General features: G+C 50.3%; 15 protein-coding genes. 12 read left to right on the top strand and 3 right to left on the bottom strand.

From position 1 onward, the window contains the following. The first annotated feature begins 74 nt into the window (after nt 1–74). A complete protein-coding gene (gene carA / locus F459_RS0100575) occupies nt 75–1,271 on the top strand; it encodes a glutamine-hydrolyzing carbamoyl-phosphate synthase small subunit (RefSeq protein WP_020610794.1) in 1,197 nt (398 codons plus the stop codon). Beyond that, complete coding sequence (carB, locus tag F459_RS0100580; RefSeq protein ID WP_020610795.1) at nt 1,268–4,498, top strand: carbamoyl-phosphate synthase large subunit; 3,231 nt, start codon at nt 1,268–1,270, stop codon at nt 4,496–4,498. The genes carA and carB overlap by 4 nt, the downstream gene beginning before the upstream one ends. Before the next feature lie 42 nt (nt 4,499–4,540). On the opposite strand, the gene F459_RS0100585 is transcribed toward carB, so the two are convergent. Continuing rightward, the gene (locus F459_RS0100585) at nt 4,541–5,539 is read right to left on the bottom strand and encodes a LacI family DNA-binding transcriptional regulator (protein ID WP_020610796.1); all 999 of its coding nucleotides are present in this window, start codon (nt 5,537–5,539) and stop codon (nt 4,541–4,543) included. 158 nt (nt 5,540–5,697) lie between these two features. Between F459_RS0100585 and F459_RS0100590 the strand changes: the two genes are divergently transcribed. The 8 genes from F459_RS0100590 (at nt 5,698) to F459_RS0100625 (ending at nt 13,135) form a co-directional block, all read left to right on the top strand. Further along, complete coding sequence (locus F459_RS0100590; protein ID WP_020610797.1) at nt 5,698–6,459, top strand: glycerophosphodiester phosphodiesterase; 762 nt, start codon at nt 5,698–5,700, stop codon at nt 6,457–6,459. Nucleotides 6,460–6,467: 8 nt separating this feature from the next. Continuing rightward, the gene (locus F459_RS0100595; RefSeq protein WP_020610798.1) at nt 6,468–7,340 is read left to right on the top strand and encodes an ABC transporter permease; all 873 of its coding nucleotides are present in this window, start codon (nt 6,468–6,470) and stop codon (nt 7,338–7,340) included. A 34-nt stretch (nt 7,341–7,374) separates the two neighbouring features. Continuing rightward, nucleotides 7,375–8,355, top strand: a complete 981-nt coding sequence (locus F459_RS0100600; protein WP_020610799.1) for an ABC transporter ATP-binding protein — start codon at nt 7,375–7,377, stop codon at nt 8,353–8,355. 51 nt (nt 8,356–8,406) lie between these two features. Further along, nucleotides 8,407–9,582: an extracellular solute-binding protein gene (locus F459_RS0100605; RefSeq protein WP_020610800.1), complete on the top strand. Its 1,176-nt coding sequence runs from the start codon at nt 8,407–8,409 to the stop codon at nt 9,580–9,582. A 74-nt stretch (nt 9,583–9,656) separates the two neighbouring features. After that, nucleotides 9,657–10,511, top strand: a complete 855-nt coding sequence (locus F459_RS0100610) for an ABC transporter permease (protein WP_020610801.1) — start codon at nt 9,657–9,659, stop codon at nt 10,509–10,511. Nucleotides 10,512–10,675: 164 nt separating this feature from the next. Then, nucleotides 10,676–11,698, top strand: coding sequence for a methyltransferase (locus F459_RS0100615; RefSeq protein WP_020610802.1), 1,023 nt, complete (start codon nt 10,676–10,678; stop codon nt 11,696–11,698). A 49-nt stretch (nt 11,699–11,747) separates the two neighbouring features. Beyond that, nucleotides 11,748–12,104, top strand: a complete 357-nt coding sequence (locus F459_RS0100620) for a hypothetical protein (RefSeq protein WP_013256076.1) — start codon at nt 11,748–11,750, stop codon at nt 12,102–12,104. 14 nt (nt 12,105–12,118) lie between these two features. Next, nucleotides 12,119–13,135, top strand: a complete 1,017-nt coding sequence (locus tag F459_RS0100625) for a methyltransferase (RefSeq protein ID WP_020610803.1) — start codon at nt 12,119–12,121, stop codon at nt 13,133–13,135. Between the two features lie 37 nt (nt 13,136–13,172). Here the strand turns inward: F459_RS0100625 and F459_RS0100630 are convergent, their stop codons facing one another. Beyond that, nucleotides 13,173–13,901 carry a class I SAM-dependent methyltransferase gene (locus tag F459_RS0100630; protein WP_020610804.1) on the bottom strand — a complete coding sequence of 243 codons (729 nt, stop codon included), beginning with the start codon at nt 13,899–13,901 and terminating at the stop codon, nt 13,173–13,175. A gap of 152 nt (nt 13,902–14,053) precedes the next feature. Then, nucleotides 14,054–14,269 carry a cation transporter gene (locus tag F459_RS0100635; protein WP_020610805.1) on the bottom strand — a complete coding sequence of 72 codons (216 nt, stop codon included), beginning with the start codon at nt 14,267–14,269 and terminating at the stop codon, nt 14,054–14,056. Between the two features lie 355 nt (nt 14,270–14,624). Between F459_RS0100635 and F459_RS0100640 the strand changes: the two genes are divergently transcribed. Both F459_RS0100640 and F459_RS0100645 read left to right on the top strand, forming a co-directional pair. Beyond that, nucleotides 14,625–15,215, top strand: coding sequence for a lamin tail domain-containing protein (locus F459_RS0100640; protein ID WP_020610806.1), 591 nt, complete (start codon nt 14,625–14,627; stop codon nt 15,213–15,215). A gap of 15 nt (nt 15,216–15,230) precedes the next feature. Beyond that, entirely contained in the window at nt 15,231–16,385 is a 1,155-nt protein-coding gene (locus tag F459_RS0100645; RefSeq protein WP_026294809.1) for a phytase, read from the top strand. The last annotated feature ends 20 nt before the right edge of the window (nt 16,386–16,405 follow it).

Below are 16,405 nucleotides of genomic sequence, written 5' to 3' on the forward strand. Positions count from 1 at the left end.
TAGTATTTGCAACAATAAGTGAATAATTATTCATTTTGTACGAAAATCGTTGTATTTTTATACGGGAGGCGACTGTGAGCAACACGCTGCTTTTACTGAGCGACGGAAGCTGGTTTCCGGGTAATGGTTTTGGATCCCCTGCTCCGTTGCTGGATGATGTTCCGAAGGAAACAAGCAAAAACGCTGCTGGAGAGGTTGTGTTTAATACCAGCATGAGCGGGTATCATGAGATGGTAACCGATCCTTCCTATGCGGGGCAGATTCTTGTTTTTACCTCTGCCCATATTGGCAACTACGGCTGTGATGAAGATTGGAGTGAGACCGGTGTTTCTATTGATCGAAATGAGCGTTTTCGTCCAAAGGCCGCTGCGGTTGTCGTCAGAAATCTCTACAGCGGACCGATCCCGGCCGGTCGAATCTCCTTTTCTCATTTTCTTGAGAGCTACGGCATCTGCGGAATTTGCGGCGTGGATACCAGGGCTTTGACCATCAGCCTGCGGGATGGAGGAAGCCGCAACGGAATGCTTTTTCGCCTCAATGAAGACGCCCGGTTCCCTTCCGATAGCTGGCTTGATGGGGCCCTGAAGCGCGTCAGGGCCATCCCTTCCATGGAGGGGCAGGCTCTTGCGCGCAAAAGCGGAACGGAGAAAGGGCCTGCGGCCGTCGAAAAGAATTTTTCTGCGAACGAGGCGAAGGTTAGGGTCGCTTTGATTGATTACGGGGTGAAGGGCGGTATCATTCGGGAGTTGAAGCGTTGCGGTTCCGACGTTGTTGTTCTTTCCTCTGTTTCAACTGCGGAAGAAGTACTTTCTCTGCATCCAGATGGTGTGCTCTTATCAAATGGTCCTGGTGATCCTGCAGTTCTCGATCGTGAGATTGCAACTGTTGCCGGTCTTGTCGGCAAGGTTCCCGTTTTCGGAATTTGCCTGGGACACCAGCTCCTCGCCACGGCCCTGGGAGGTAAGACAAGAAAGATGGCCTTTGGCCATCACGGCGCTAATCATCCCGTACGGGAGATGGCCACGGGACGTGTCTATGTGACGAGCCAGAATCACGGCTTTGAGGTCGATCCCGATTCTCTTCCCGAAGATGTTGTGGTGAGCCATGTGAATGCCAACGATGGATCGGTTGAAGGTATCATGCATAAACATCTGGCAGCCTCATCCGTTCAGTTCCATCCCGAGGCCTCTCCGGGACCGAGAGAGGCGACGATCCTATTCGATCGCTGGATCGATACGCTTTTACAGAATAAAAACGAGGTGCACCCATGAGCGCGAGAGAGGATATACATACTATTTTGATCATCGGCAGCGGCCCTATCGTCATCGGCCAGGCCTGTGAGTTCGACTATTCCGGAAACCAGGCGGTCAGGGCCCTCAAGGAAGAGGGGTATCGTGTCGTTCTGGTAAATCCGAATCCCGCCACGGTTATGACAACACCGGGTAGTGCCGATGCCATTTACCTCGAACCCCTAAGCCTTGAGAGCCTGACCGTGATCATTGAGAGGGAGCGTCCCGACGCTTTACTGAGCACCATGGGGGGGCAAACCGCCCTCAACCTTGCCGGCGAGCTTGCTCGTGCCGGGGTCCTCGAACGCTTCGGCGTCGAGATTATCGGTGCTTCTATGGAGTCCATCGATTTGGCCGAAGACCGGGGCCGTTTTAAGGAGGTTGTTGCCTCCCTCGGCCTTGAGTCTCCCGTTTCCGTCCTGTGCCGAGAGATGCATGAGGGACTTGCCTTTGCCGAACAGACGGGCTTTCCTTTGATTGTTCGTCCCAGTTTCACCCTGGGAGGCAAGGGAGGAGGGGTTGCGAATAGCCTGGAGGAGTTGGAGAGTCTCCTCGCCGAATCCCTGCGGGAGAGTCCCGTGGGTACCGCCCTTGTTGAGGAATCGCTTATCGGCTGGCGGGAATTCGAATTGGAAGTGATGCGGGATAAGGCCGACAACGCGGTAGTCGTCTGCTCCATCGAAAATGTCGATCCCATGGGGGTGCATACCGGGGACAGCGTGACGGTTGCCCCGGCCCAAACCCTTACCGAGATAGAGTACCAGCGTATGCGGACCGCTGCCATCGATATTCTTCGTGCCGTTGGTGTGGACTGCGGCGGCAGTAACGTACAATTCGCCATGCCGAAGGATGGTGAGCGCATGGTTGTGATCGAGATGAACCCTCGAGTCTCCCGTTCCTCGGCCCTTGCCAGCAAAGCCACCGGCTTTCCTATCGCCCGCTGTTCGGCGAAGCTCGCCGTCGGTTACACCCTTGATGAGGTCCTCAATGAGATTACGGGAAAGACGGCAAGCTGTTTCGAGCCTGTACTCGATTACTGTGCCGTCAAAGTCCCCCGGTTTGAAACCGCCAAATTCCCTTCCGGCTACCAGCTCCTCGGTACCAGGATGAAAAGCGTGGGAGAGGCCCTTGCCCTTGGCCGCTCTTTCCTGGAAGCCCTTAATAAGGCCTTCCGCTCCCTCGAAGAGGGACATGAGGGGCTGGAACCCTTTGAATCTCCTGAGCTGATCGCCGATGCCGACAGGATCCTTGCCTCTCCGCACCCAAAGCGACTTCGCGCCGCCCTGACGCTTTTGGGACAGGGCCGGTCCATTGAAGCGGTCTCTTCCGTCAGCGGCTTTCATTCCTGGTTCCTTTCCCAACTCCTCGAGCAGAGCGGCTTGGAACAGCAGATTGCCGCCGGAGGGCTTTCATCGGACGGGGAGGGGGGCGATCTGCTTCTTTCCGCAAAGCGCATGGGGCTCAGCGATCGCCGGATTGCCGGGCTTGCGGGGCTGGAACCTGCTGCAATCTCTGCACTGCGAAAGCGCAGCGATATACGGCCTTCCTACCACCTGGTTGATACCTGTTCGGGAGAGTTCGCTGCCCAGACCCCCTATTTCTACTCGACCTGGGGAGAGAAGGATGAAGGAGGCTTTCTCGAAGGCTCTCGCCGGGTCCTGATCCTTGCATCGGGACCAAACAGAATCGGGCAGGGACTGGAGTTCGATACCTGCTGCACCATGGCATCGGCTGCCTGGAGGAACCGCGGGGTTGGTACCATCATGGTAAATGCAAATCCCGAAACCGTCTCCACCGACTACAACAGTTCGGATCGGCTTTACCTTGAGCCCCTTGCTGCGGAAGAGGTGCTCTCCATTATGGACAAAGAGCAGATTCGCGATGTTGTGGTACAGCTCGGGGGACAAACCCCGCTTAACCTTGCTGAAGAACTTGAGGCCGCCGGTGCAAACATTATCGGAACGGCATCGTCCTCTATTTCAAGGGCCGAAGGGCGGGGCTCCTTTGCGGACCTGGTTCGCAAGCTGGGACTTCGGCAGCCCGATAACCGGAGCGCTTCGACCGCTGCCGGGATACGGGATGCTGCGGCGGATCTTGGCTATCCGGTTTTGCTGCGCCCCTCCTTTGTCCTCGGCGGAAGAAGCATGTATATCGCCTACGGCCCTGAAGAGCTTGAAGCCTTTCTGGAAACCAAGCCCCCGATGAGCGCTTCCCGCCCCATTCTTGTCGATCGTTTTCTTGAGGATGCCTTTGAGTATGACCTTGATGCGGTCAGCGACGGCCAGTCGATCTATATTGGGGGGATCATGCAGCACATCGAGGCGGCTGGGGTTCATTCGGGAGATTCCGCTGCCGTCTTTCCTGCCTGGAAGCAGCTGCCTGAGATGCACCGTCAGATGAGGCAGGCCGCCCTCATAATCGCCCGGGAGCTCCCGATCGTCGGCTTCCTCAATATCCAGTTCGCCGTGAGGGACGGAGAGCTCTACCTTATAGAAGTTAACCCCCGCGCCTCACGTACCGTTCCGTTCCTTTCCAAGGCCTCCGGGGTCGACCTGCTCGATCTGGCCGTGGGAATTTGGAGCGGCGAAACTCTTTCCTCTCAGGGTGTCATCGGAGAAGGCGGCATCGGTGAGGGGCACTGTGTCGTCGGATGGGCGGTGAAAGAGGCCGTTTTTTCAAGTGAACGATTTCCGGATTTTGACCCCCTGCTCGGGCCTGAAATGCGTTCGACAGGTGAGGTCGCCGGCTTCGGTGCCGATTTCGGCGAGGCCTTTGCAAAGGCGGAAATCGCGGCCGGAAACATTCTGCCGGTCGATGGAACCGTCTTTGTTTCCGTCAACAGACGGGACAGGAGAACCATACTTCCCACTGTCCGCCGACTTGCGGATATGGGCTTTCGAATAGCCGCTACCCGTGGGACCGCCTGGGACCTTTTTCGCAACGGCATCATGAGCGAGGTCATTCTGAAGGTCCATGAAGGCCACCCCAACATCATCGACCACCTTCGAAGGGGAACGATAGCCTTGGTGATAAATACCCCCATGGGAAGCAATGCACGGCGTGGTGACGATGAGATTAGAAGTGAGGCCATGCGTCTTCATATTCCCTATACGACGACCACGAGTGCGGCAGAAGCCGCCGCCGAGGCCATTGCCCGCTTGAGAAGGGAACCGTTGATACCACGAAAGCTGCCGGAATTTAGCAAGTAGACCATGAGGTTACTGCCCCTTCCCCGGGGCAGCTCCTATCTTCTATGTGGACTCGCGGATGATTAATTGATTGTTTATGGTAATGATCCGGCCTGTTTTTTCCGAATCGGCGATCTGTTGTATAAGCGACTGTACTGCGGCCCTGCCGATTTGCCCCCTGTCGACGGCTATTGTCGTTAGTGCCGGATTGCTCATTGCGGCGGCTTCAATATCATCATAGCCTGCCACGGCGATATCTTTCGGAACGTTGAGACCTTCTCTTTGTATTGCATGAATGGCTCCGAGGGCCAGGGTATCTGTTGCCGCAAAAACAGCGGTGGGAAGATCCCTTTGATGAAGGATCCTTTGCATCATGCTGATTCCTTCCTGGAAAGTCGTGTGTTTTGCTCGATAGGGTTCTGAGAATACGGGAATATTGTACCGCTTATGCATATCGAGATACGCACGATATCTGATGCTGAAACTTGGGTGGTTCAGGTCTTCGTTGATATGCACAATCTTGGTATGCCCCCGCTCCTTTATAAGATGTTCCATGATGCTGCAGGCGCCTTGGTAATTATCGTCGATAATGAATGTATTTTTCTTGGAATCCACTACGTTGTTGATGACAACCAGTGGTATTTTTCTCTTTTCGAATTCCTTAATAACCTCATTGGGATAAAATGAGACGATCATTGCCCCATCTATGCTGTCCTGTATGAAGTATTCATCAAAGGTGTTTTCTATATCGTCTGCTGCGGCAAGGATAATGTGATAACCTTGTTCCGCCGCTTGTGCTATTGCGCCGTCAAGTACGGGGCCGAAGAATGTGTGTGCAACATATGGCGGAGATTTTCTGTACATAAGAAATCCTATGATGCCGGATTTCTTTGTTGCCATTGCCTTTGCCAGCGAGTTGGGACGATAATTCATTTCCCGAGCTTTTTCCATGATCAGACGCCTGGTCTCTTCTTTTACGCGTGGGGACCCCTGGAGCGCCCGGGACACAGTCGACTTCGAAACCCCCATGAGATGGGCAATATCAATTAATCTAACAGGCATTTCCATCTCCTCATGAAAATCTCTTAGAAGGCTCATACAAATGAAAAAAACTTTCGTCATTCTACGATGTGTGGTATCATAGAGTCAATACAACCGGTTGTATTTTTTTAGACCAAAATACAACCGGTTGTACAAACCTATGATACAGGAAATTCAGCATGGATGGTCCGATGATAACTGGGCATACGGGAAACGACGGAACAAAAGATAATTCTCTTGAGGCGGCCCAAAAGAGTATTGCCCTGGGTGCCGACGCTTTTGAGGTTGATGTTCGTAGAGATAAGAATTCCGTTTTGATACTTTCGCACAATGAATGGGAACAGAATGGTTATGGTTCACATCCTCAGTTATCGGAGATATTTGAATTACTTCGGCACCATCCCGAAATTCGCATAAACTGTGACCTTAAGGAGGATAACCTTCCCCTTGAAGTGATCTCCTTAGCTTCCCGTTTCGGTATAGGTTCAGATCGTCTGATCCTGACCGGGCTCATTACGCTCCCATATCTTGAAAAGCACCCGGAAATTACGAAGATGTCCACCGTTTACCTGAATGCCGAGAATATTCTTGAATCTGTCTATTTCCAGCTTGTTCGCAGTGAAGCGCTACAGCCATCGCATCAAAGCTTTTATGCCAGGCCGTGGAAATACTTACTTGAACGTATTCCCGGTATCACTCCCCATATCGGTCTTATTTCGGAGATGTGCCTGAGGCACAAAGTCAGGGGAGTCAACGTTCCGTACCAATATTTGAAAGATGAAAACATAGACGATTTAAAAAAGAAGGGCATTCCCCTCTCGGTTTGGACGGTTAATGATGAAAACGAGCTTGTTCGATTCCTTTCCTGCAGGGTGGAAAATGTAACGACGCGAAAGGTCGTCATGGCAAAAGCAATCAGAAAGCATCTTTTGGGATTTTAGAGGAGAGAATGAAAGCGTATGAAAAGGTGGTGGTCCAGGTTATGAAGTTCCTAAATCCGAAACGGTGGGTTCACATGATGGGATACAGAAAATTCATCGAATTCATGGTTCTTATTGTGTTTATTCTTTTTTTCTATGGTCCGCTGTTGCATATGTTCATGCTGGCATTTGCGGATACATATGAGGTACCGTGGGTTCTGCCGAGAACGTTCGGCCTGAAGTGGTGGGCATATGTATTAAGTCAGAAAAGCCTTGTAAGTTCCATCTCTTTGTCGTTTATCATTGCTTTTATTACAACTGCTCTTTCTCTTGCAATATGTCTCCCCGCCGCCTATGTCCTTGCCCGATATGATTTTCCGGGAAGGAAAATCGTCATGCTGTCGTTTCTGCTCGGGAATGCCTTTCCCCATCTTGGTCTCTTTATTTCCATGGGAATCATATTTTATAAAATCAATCTAATGGGCACCTTCCTTGGGGTCCTTCTGATTCATATGCTCGGTTCGATGATGTTGATGATATGGTTGCCTGCGGGGGCCTTTCGCAGCATACCACGGCAGCAGGAGGAAGCAGCAAGGGATGCCGGTGCCGGTCCCATACGCACGTTTTTTCATGTGACGCTTCCCATGGCCTGGCCGGGTATTGCGGTTGCCGCAATGTTTACTTTTATCGCATCGCTTGGGGAGAACCAGGGAACGCTTCTCGTCGGTCTTCCCAGATATCGAACAATGCCGGTGGAAATGTACGGTGTGATTCTTGATTATCCGGCAACGGCAGGTGCCGTTTTCGCGCTTATTCTTATTATTCCGAACCTTATCCTCCTGTTGCTGCTGAGGAAATATGTCGGCGCAGACACGATTTCAAAAGGCTTCAAGATGGAATAGTACTTTTTCATGATTTCTGAAGGGAGATAATCGTATGACCAATGAAGTAAAGCTTGAGATCCGTAATATGACGAAGAAATACAAAAACGGCGACGGGGTTGAAAACATCAATCTAAAGGTAAAAACAGGGGAACTGGTGACACTTCTTGGGCCTTCAGGCTGCGGGAAGACAACGATTCTGCGAACCATCGGAGGATTCCTTGAGTGTACCGAAGGAAGTGTACTTATAGACGATAAAAATATTGAACATCTGCCGCCGGAAAGGCGCCCTACCGCCATGGTGTTTCAAAGCTATAACCTTTGGCCCCATATGACCGTGTATGAAAATATGGAATTTGGTTTGAAGCTGCGAAAGATTCCCAAGGTGGAAAGACGTAGGCAGATTATGGCGATGATGGAACTCGTAAAGATTACCGGCATGGAGAAAAAATATCCGGGCCAAATGTCGGGCGGTCAGCAGCAGCGGGTTGCCATAGCCCGGTCACTCCTGTTGAAACCCGATGTCCTCTTGCTGGATGAACCCTTTTCCGCGCTTGACGCCAAGATACGTTCTCAGATGCGGGAGGAATTACGCAAGATACAACTGGACCTGAATATCACCGTGGTCTTTGTCACTCACGATCAGGAGGAGGCCATGGCCTTATCCGACAGAATTGTGGTGATGAATAAAGGAAGTTTCGAGCAGGTTGGTACCCCCGCTGAAATTTACGATAAGCCGATAAATCACTACGTCGCCGATTTTATCGGCGATATGAACTTCATAGAAATGGAAGATAAAACGATAGCGGTGCGCCCGGAGTATATCACTATCGTTTCTTCTGAGGCGGGGGGGATTGCCGGTACCATTAGGGCCGTTATGATACTGGGGCACTATAGTGAAGTAACGCTGGATACCGAATATGGCATCCTAAAGTCCTTTATCGTCGGTGAAAGTGCCGAGCAATTCCATCCTGGTAAGAAGGTCTCTCTTTCCTATTCAAAGAGCATAGAGTTCTCAAGACGAAAAGGAGGTTAAAAAAGAGCCATCTGATCTCAGAAACATCTGATTTCTTTTTAGGAGGGAAAAATGAAAAGAAAAATGAAAAAGCTATGTGTTTGTGCAGTTCTTTGTTTCTTGATGCTTTCTCCGTTCACGCTATTTGCAGGCGGACAGAGAGAAGGCAGCGCAGCCGGTAACGGGGGCGGAAAGCCCAAGGTAACGTTATGGGCCACAGGTTCCGACAATGTACGGATGCTGTTTGAAAAGCTCATTGATGAGTACAATGCCAAGCCCGGGTCCACCAGTGTGGTTGAATTGCAGTTCGTCATGTCCGGTTCGGGAGGGCAGACCCTAAGCGACCGCATCGCTGCTGCCAAGCTGGCAGGCAAAACCGATACCGATTTTGATCTGCTTGCAGAAAATGGCTCTGCCCTTGCTTCCTATGTGGACAAGGCAGGCGGCGACCTTTTTGTGCCCCTCGATTTCAGTAAAATCCCTAATTATGCAAACGTCAAAATGAAATCAGGTTTTTTTACCGACTGTGTTGTACCCTACAGGGGAACCACCGTTGTCATGGCCTACGATTCCGTACGCCTGCCCAATCCTCCGAAGACATGGGCGGAGCTTGATGCATGGATTACATCTCATCCGGGAAGATTTGCCTATAATCCTCCGGGCTCGGGCGGTTCCGGAGCCGGCTTTGTGAATCTTGCTCTCTATAAGGATCTTCCTCCCGAAGCAAAGGTCTCGACCGACGAAAAGTGGGTGGAGCAATGGGGCCCCGGCTGGGACTGGCTGAAAAGCATCCATCCCTATCTGTATACGTCCGGCGGAAAGGTCGTATATCCGAACAAAAATCAGGGTACGCTGGATCTTTTGATCAACAAAGAGGTCGACCTGATTCCTGCGTGGGCCGACCAGGTGCTGACGAATATCTCACGAGGCATATTGCCTGAGAGCACGAAAATTTATCAACTTACTCCCGCCCTCAATGGTACGGATGTTGTTCTTGCTGTCCCGAATATTGGTGGGGGAGCGGAAAAGACGTACGACTTCATTAACTTCATGATTTCTCCCGCGGCTCAGAAAATTTGTCTTGAAACCATCTTTGCCGTACCTGTCATTGATGCATCGCTCATCGACTCTACATATAAGACAATGGTCAAGGATCTCGATATTTCGGGTTTTTCCGTCATTTCCAATGGCAAGCTTGGAGATGTGCGAAATCAGTATTGGGATAAGAATATAGCTCGCTTGCCGTGAGCGACATGTCCATCCGGTATTCCGAACTAGTCGGGATACCGGATGATTTCGGATATCTGAAGGGGGAGTGACATATGAGAAAACCGAAATGGAAAACAAATCTCTATATTGCATTAATGCTGGCACCTGCGCTGCTGCTTACTATGGGTATCATTGTGTATCCCATAATCAATACGGTTATTCGCAGCTTCAGTTCCCCGGAGGACGGCAGTTTTACCTTAGCGAATTACGTTTTCTTACTCACCGATGATGTCTCGATGGAAAATATTGCCTACACACTCTGGATTGTGGTTGTTACCGTCGTCTTATCCATTCTCATCTCATATGTATTAGCCCTGTATCTCCGTTTTTACGACACAAAAATAAGTAAGTTTATCGGAACAATCTACCTGCTGCCTCGTTTTGTCCCTAGTCTCGTTGCCGTCTATGCCATGATAACCATCATACGGGACTCCGGTTTTCTCAATCGCGTCTCCAGGCTGTTCGGGTATAATTTTAAGCCCGGCCTCATGTACAATGCCCGTGGGATCATTTTGATGAACCTCTGGTTCAATATTGCCTTTGCGACCATGATCATCGTGGCTGCACTCTCAAGTATTCCCGATTCTATGGTGGAAAGCGCGCGTGATGTGGGGGCCAGGAAGATCAACGTTTTCCTCAACATGATTCTTCCTCTCTCTTTTAAAGATGTAATGGTTGCGATGACCTTCATCTTTATGAGTAATGTCAGCTCTTTTACTACCCCGTTTGTCATGGGCGGTAATAATCCGATCATGCTTGGTGTGTACTTGCGAAAGCAATTTTCCGAATATTCGAACTATGAAATAGCCGCGGCTCTTTCGGTCATTATGTTTCTCTTCTCATCCGTCTCGGCGATCATCTATATCTATACAAACTTAAAAGAGAAAGAGTGGGAGAAGGCCAACTAGGATAATTGCGTTGTGCTCACTTGACAAAGCCCCCATTGATGTTATTATTAGCCATAGCTAATATAATTAGTTATGATACATTCAGGGTAGAGATATATGCAAAGAAAGCGTCTTTTCATTATCGTACGTGCCTCGGTAGCGGCTTTGTCTGTCAGGGGGACCTCGTGGATCTGTTCCTGTATCCCGATGTGAGCCCTGGGCCTCTTCACGAAATTGCTTTGGGAGCGAAAAGAGCTTCCCTCCTTTTTACTGCGATTGAAATGGATATCTTTTCCGGACTCTGTGAGGATATTTCTGCACACGAATTTGCCCGTAGGCGAGGATATGATGAGCGGAATACCGAATATCTGCTCAACGCCTTGGTTTCCCTCGGGCTCGTTTCGAAGAAGAATTCCTGTTTTAAAAACAGCCCGCTATCCGAGCTCTATCTCGTGAAGGGGAGAGAGCTTTACATGGGAGAATACCTGCTTTTCAGGGATCGCTTCACCTCTTTTGATGGCTTGTCGGATTATGTCCGCCGTGGCCCTGATGCTGAAGTCGTTAGTGAAAACAGAGGCTCCGATATCTTCGATTTTGCCCGCCTTGCCGAACTTTCGGTCGCTGAACAGCGCGCCGGACGGGCGAAAGAGGTTTGTGAAACTATCGTGCGGCTTTTTCCTGAGAAAGGACCGGACCGGATTTTGGATCTTGGGGGCGGTTCCGGGATGATTGCCCTGGCCCTTGCCCTGCACTATCCTTCCTGCCGCTGTTTCCTCTTCGAATCACCGGAGGTCGCGGTTGTTGCCCGCAAAAATATTGAGGCCCACACTACGGAGCCGCAGGGTAACCGTCCCGAGATACTTGCAGGGGACTATCTCAGTGACGATATCGGAACTGAATACGACCTTATTATAGCTGTTGCCTCGATACAGTTTGCCAAGGGACGGTTCCCTGTGGTAATCCCGCGGATCAGGGATGCCCTTGTCCCCGGCGGACTTTTTGTCAGTATCTGTGGAGCCACGACTTGCGACCGTACCCAACCGCAGCCCCTGGTTATCGGCTGGCTTGGCAGCCATCTGCGGGGCCTGGAGGTACTTCCTGAAGCAGGAGAGATTCGTAATGAGGTGACTATGTATGGATTTGAGGTTGTGGATCCTCTGGAATACGGTATCACAATAGCAATGGATGTATGTAGAAGGAAGACGTGAAACGTACACGTATGCGACAGTCTTTCATCATTCGATTAAGGAGAATGTAATGACAAAAGAATTAATAATTTCTGCTTCTGCCTTTGGCCTTTTTGTGGTTTGTCCCCGTATGGCTGGGATGATGCATATTCTCAAAAGCTATTCTTCTGCCCCAATGCTTGTGACCGTTCTTTTGGGGGCCGCTTTCTCAATCCCCCTTCTGCTGCTCATGGTATTTGTCTTTTCTAAATTTGGCGTCCTTGGGGCCTTATGTGTATGTGTACTTACGGATATCGGAGCTGCCTTTCTGATGAAGGAGATAAGTCTGCGGGCCGGGCTTGAAACCTTTATTATCGCGTTATTTGTCATTCTCGGGGTGAAGATTGCTCCGCTTGTTTCAACCCTTCTTGTGGGGTCTGGGAAGTGAATAAGGAGAAAACGATGGACCTACCTGAAATTCGTGTTGAATCGAAGGAGCTTTTTCAGCTTCAATCCGGTGCTATACGCTCATGGCTTCTGATTACCGCAGTGGAGTTCAATCTTTTCACGCACACGGCTGAAAAGAGGACAGCGGCGGAGATCGCTTCTATTCTCCGAACCCATGGGCCCAATACCGAGCTTTTCTTGAATGCCCTTTGCTCTCTCGGCCTTTTGCGAAAGGAGCACGGCGCATATATAAATACGGAATTGGCGGACACCTTTCTCGTTGAGGGCAAAGAGAGCTATCTGGGAGGTTTTCTCCTTCTGAATGAACAGTGGAACCTCAGGAGCAGAGAGCAGATGAAAACCCTTATTCAGAATGGACCAATACCGGCGCAGGATAGCACCGATGTTCCTGAAGCCATGTTTTCCCAGTACATCAAGGAGATGAGAAATTTCGCTCGATCCGGTGTTTCCCAGCTTGTTGCCAAGGAGATAGAACGGCTGCCGGAGTTCCCGAAGATGAGAAATATGCTTGATCTCGGCGGTGCCCACGGCATGGATGCCATCGCAATTGTCAATCGGAATTCCTCATTAAGCGGTGTTGTCTTTGATAAACCGGCGATCGTGAAATTCACTCGGGAGATCATTCGTGAATATCATATGGAAGAGAGAATTACGACTATCGGCGGCGATTACATCTCGGATCCCATAGGCGGCGGCTATGACCTTATTTTTACAAAGGGGACCCTGAACTTTGCCAAGGACCAACTGGCTTCTGTGTGCGAGAAAATCTACACGGCTTTAACGCCTGGAGGAGTCTTTGTTTCGCTTCATGAGGGGCTCACCGACGAAGATACAAAACCTGCGGGCATGGTGCTAAGTTGGTTGCCAAGCTGTCTTGCTTCCACCGATCTTTCCCTTTCCCAAGACGATATTCCCAATGCGATGATCAAAGCCGGTTTTACAAGGGTTAGGACTAAGCCCGTTTCTTTTCCCCTCGGCGGTGAGTTGGATTTGACTATCGGAAGGAAATAGCCGCTTCTGCATATTCCTTTCTGAGGAATATACGCTGTTACTGCACTTCCCAGGATATCAGTGCCAGGGTAGTGCTGGCCCCGTTTGTCTCTGTCTCTTTTTTATAGCGAATTTCCGGGGTGTATCCCTGAAGCCACAGCAGATTGAACATGGCGTAGAGGGCGTCCCGGTCGTTGTGAGGGTCATGGCGACCCGATGCTGCTTCGGGGGACGTGCTCTTTTGCCTGACCGGAGCTCTGCTTTCGATGAACTGGGCAACTACGCAACTACGGCTTGAGGCACGGCTCATTTTCTCAAGGCCGTTTTTACTTCGTACTGCCGGGCACATGGCCGCAAAAACAAGATCAAACTGCTTTTCGAAACCAAGTGTGCCGAGTTCGATGGTGTTCCAGTCAAGCTTGCGTGTATCGATATTGCTCAAACCTGCAGCGGCGGCATTTTCCTTAAGATGCTCCAGCATCTGTGCGGATATATCGGTGGCGGTAACATGTCCACTTACCTTTGCCAGGGGAAGGGTGTATCGTCCTGATCCCGCGCCTATCTCGAGGATACTGCTGCCTGGTGTGATCAGTTCTCGATGAACCAGGGAAGTGACTGTATGTTCGTGAAGGCGGCTTTTTCCCTCAATTTGATGTTTGTTGAATTGCCTTGCTCTGGAGTCCCAGAAGCTTTCGGCCTTTTCCACGTCGTCAGGGCCATGCCGGAGAAGGGCCTCGTAGCTTTCCCAGCTTGGATACTCTATCTCTGCCGATGTTTCGTTAATCATGGCTAATATTAATAGCTTAAACTATATGAAGATGTCAATATATATCTCCCATATATCTTCCGCCGGAACGACCAATGTATACATATTTTGTCGTACAGCACGTGAACTTCCGGGGGCTTCTCAGGGAGCCTTTCATAGTCAAAGCCGTTTACTCATGCCTTGGGAAAGGCCCGGTATCCTGTCGCACCGACCGCCTTTATCAGATCTTCGGCACGAACTGCGGGATCGGCGATCACTTTGGCCTTTTTTTTTCGTAGGCTGACCTTGGCCTTTTTTACCGCTTCCACCGATAATAGTGCCTCCTGTACCGTTACCGCACAGTGCCCGCACGACATATCTTCGATTCTCAGGATGATTGTATTGTCCATGAAAATTCTCCTCCGTATGTTCTATGAGCGTTCGAAAACCAATAGATAGATATGCTCTGGTTGCGTTTGCCAATAGCAAGATACACTCTTTTGCCAGATATCATCATGAGTGTTAGAATCAGCTTCTTTATTTAATATTAACTAATTAAATTAAAATCATCAATATTGGGTATGACCTAAACGGGGCGTCATGGAAACGGAATGAAATTGGCTGCGGAGGAGTAAATCATTGCATAGTACAGAGAGCCTTCTTTAGGCGGGGCAATTCTGTCGATAATCTCATGAAAAGCTCATGTAAACAGGTATAAACCTATGTCATAAAATTCCCTTAATACCTGATTTTAGGAGTTGAATCATGAAAAGCCATGTCGTATGGATTGCGGCCCTTACCGCAGCGTTGTTGGTGGGGTGCTCAGGGGCTGGAAACCTGACGATCAATGAAGTAGGTGCAAATGGAAGTGATTTTGTTGAGTTGTACAACGGCGGAGACAGGCCTGTTACCCTCAAAGCCGGTGAATGGTCCATCAAAAGTGGGGAAAAAATGGATAAGGCCTTTGTTTTTCCCGAAAAAGATCTCAAAGTCTCTGCCAAAGCCTTTGTGTTGATTATCGCTCCTCCGGATATAGAAGACGACGGGTCTGTGGAAGATTGGGAACTTCCAACCTTGGGAAATAACATCTCCAATGTATCCGCCGATGCCTTAGTTATAACGACTCCAGGGGAAAATAAGCAGACGGGAGAGGACCCTGCGGATTGTATGTCTGTGGATGATTCTGGAGATACGCTTACCCTGATGCATGGCTCAAAGGTGATTGCGGTCCTGGAAACCCCGGAAATTCCCGAGGGTGATCCCGAAGGTGTGTATACCTACGGCTCTTTTCCCGATGGTTCTGACACCCATTCGAATCAGCTTACCGCAACGCCTGGGTCGGCGAACAAGCGATAGAGGTTTCGTATTCCTATGAAAGAAAGACGTACAAGGCTATGGTCACTGGTGCTGGGAATTCTTCCATTCCTCTCTCTTCTTGCGCTTACAGCTTGCCATCGGAGTAGCGATACAGCCCCTGGACCTGAGTCAGAATTGACATATGCTTCTGCACAGGCTGCTCGGGAAACCGGATCGGTACCGGTGTTCGGTGATGTGGCCGATGATCCGGCGATCTGGGTTCACCCCGAGGATCCTGCGCTGAGTATCATCATCGGCACCGATAAGCATGAGAAGCGCGGAGGTTTACGGATATATGACCTTTCCGGCAACGAGCTTCACTTTCTGCAGGTCGGAAAATCCAATAACGTAGATGTTAGGTATGACTTCCCTTTTGGAGATGCAAAGGTCGATATAGCCGGAAGCACCAATCGTGCGGAAAATTCCATCCAGGTATTTGCCATCAACCCAGAGGACCGATCTCTTACCAGAATTGACGACGGTACTCTTACCAGCGGCCCCGGTAGCACGGAGGTCTACGGCTTCAGTTTGTATCATAGCTGCTCTACCGGCCGCTTCTACGCTGTGTGTGGTCTATACGACGGAACCGTTGAGCAGTGGGAACTTGTGGACAACGGGATGGGGAAGGTTTCGGGAAGGAAAGTGAAGACCTACGCCTTCGGCGGGGTTTGCGAAGGTATAGCTGCCGATGACCAGAAGGATGAACTCTATATTGCCGAAGAAAATGTCGGTTTATGGAAGGTAGATGCGGCCCCTGATGCTTCGAACGAACCCAAAAGTATCCAAAAAATTAGCGAAAATCCCTACATCCACAAGGACCTTGAGGGGGTGGCTTTATATGTCGGGGACAACGGAGGGGGCTACGTCCTCGTTTCCAGCCAGGGGACCGATAGCTATGCCGTGTACGACAGAGAAGACGGGTCCTATGCGGGGAGCTTTCGGATTGTCGATGGTCCTGTGATTGACGGGGTAAGCGATACCGATGGAATTGAAGTCCTCAGCTATGGCATCCCCGGTCTGTTCCCCGATGGTTTCTTTATTGTCCAGGACGATGTGAATTTCGATGGGCAGGAGAAAAGCAAGCAGAACTTCAAGCTGGTGGATTGGCGCGCCATTGCGAATTCCTCGTTGGGCTTGAAGATTAATTCTGGTAATAATCCCAGGAATTGAAATTATTGGGCCGTATTGGC

The organism is Sediminispirochaeta bajacaliforniensis DSM 16054 (assembly GCF_000378205.1).
GTDB classification, from domain to species: Bacteria; Spirochaetota; Spirochaetia; order DSM-16054; family Sediminispirochaetaceae; genus Sediminispirochaeta; species Sediminispirochaeta bajacaliforniensis.

Excerpts from the sequence above, each read along its gene's own strand:
- F459_RS0100605 (WP_020610800.1), top strand. The coding sequence starts at position 8,407 with ATGAAAAGAAAAATGAAAAAGCTATGTGTTTGTGCAGTTCTTTGTTTC.
- F459_RS0100600 (WP_020610799.1), top strand. The coding sequence starts at position 7,375 with ATGACCAATGAAGTAAAGCTTGAGATCCGTAATATGACGAAGAAATAC.
- F459_RS0100625 (WP_020610803.1), top strand. The coding sequence starts at position 12,119 with ATGGACCTACCTGAAATTCGTGTTGAATCGAAGGAGCTTTTTCAGCTT.
- carB (WP_020610795.1), top strand. The coding sequence starts at position 1,268 with ATGAGCGCGAGAGAGGATATACATACTATTTTGATCATCGGCAGCGGC.
- F459_RS0100640 (WP_020610806.1), top strand. The coding sequence starts at position 14,625 with ATGAAAAGCCATGTCGTATGGATTGCGGCCCTTACCGCAGCGTTGTTG.
- F459_RS0100585 (WP_020610796.1), bottom strand. The coding sequence starts at position 5,539 with ATGCCTGTTAGATTAATTGATATTGCCCATCTCATGGGGGTTTCGAAG.
- F459_RS0100590 (WP_020610797.1), top strand. The coding sequence starts at position 5,698 with ATGGATGGTCCGATGATAACTGGGCATACGGGAAACGACGGAACAAAA.
- F459_RS0100630 (WP_020610804.1), bottom strand. The coding sequence starts at position 13,901 with ATGATTAACGAAACATCGGCAGAGATAGAGTATCCAAGCTGGGAAAGC.
- F459_RS0100645 (WP_026294809.1), top strand. The coding sequence starts at position 15,231 with ATGAAAGAAAGACGTACAAGGCTATGGTCACTGGTGCTGGGAATTCTT.
- F459_RS0100635 (WP_020610805.1), bottom strand. The coding sequence starts at position 14,269 with ATGGACAATACAATCATCCTGAGAATCGAAGATATGTCGTGCGGGCAC.
- F459_RS0100620 (WP_013256076.1), top strand. The coding sequence starts at position 11,748 with ATGACAAAAGAATTAATAATTTCTGCTTCTGCCTTTGGCCTTTTTGTG.
- F459_RS0100610 (WP_020610801.1), top strand. The coding sequence starts at position 9,657 with ATGAGAAAACCGAAATGGAAAACAAATCTCTATATTGCATTAATGCTG.
- F459_RS0100595 (WP_020610798.1), top strand. The coding sequence starts at position 6,468 with ATGAAAGCGTATGAAAAGGTGGTGGTCCAGGTTATGAAGTTCCTAAAT.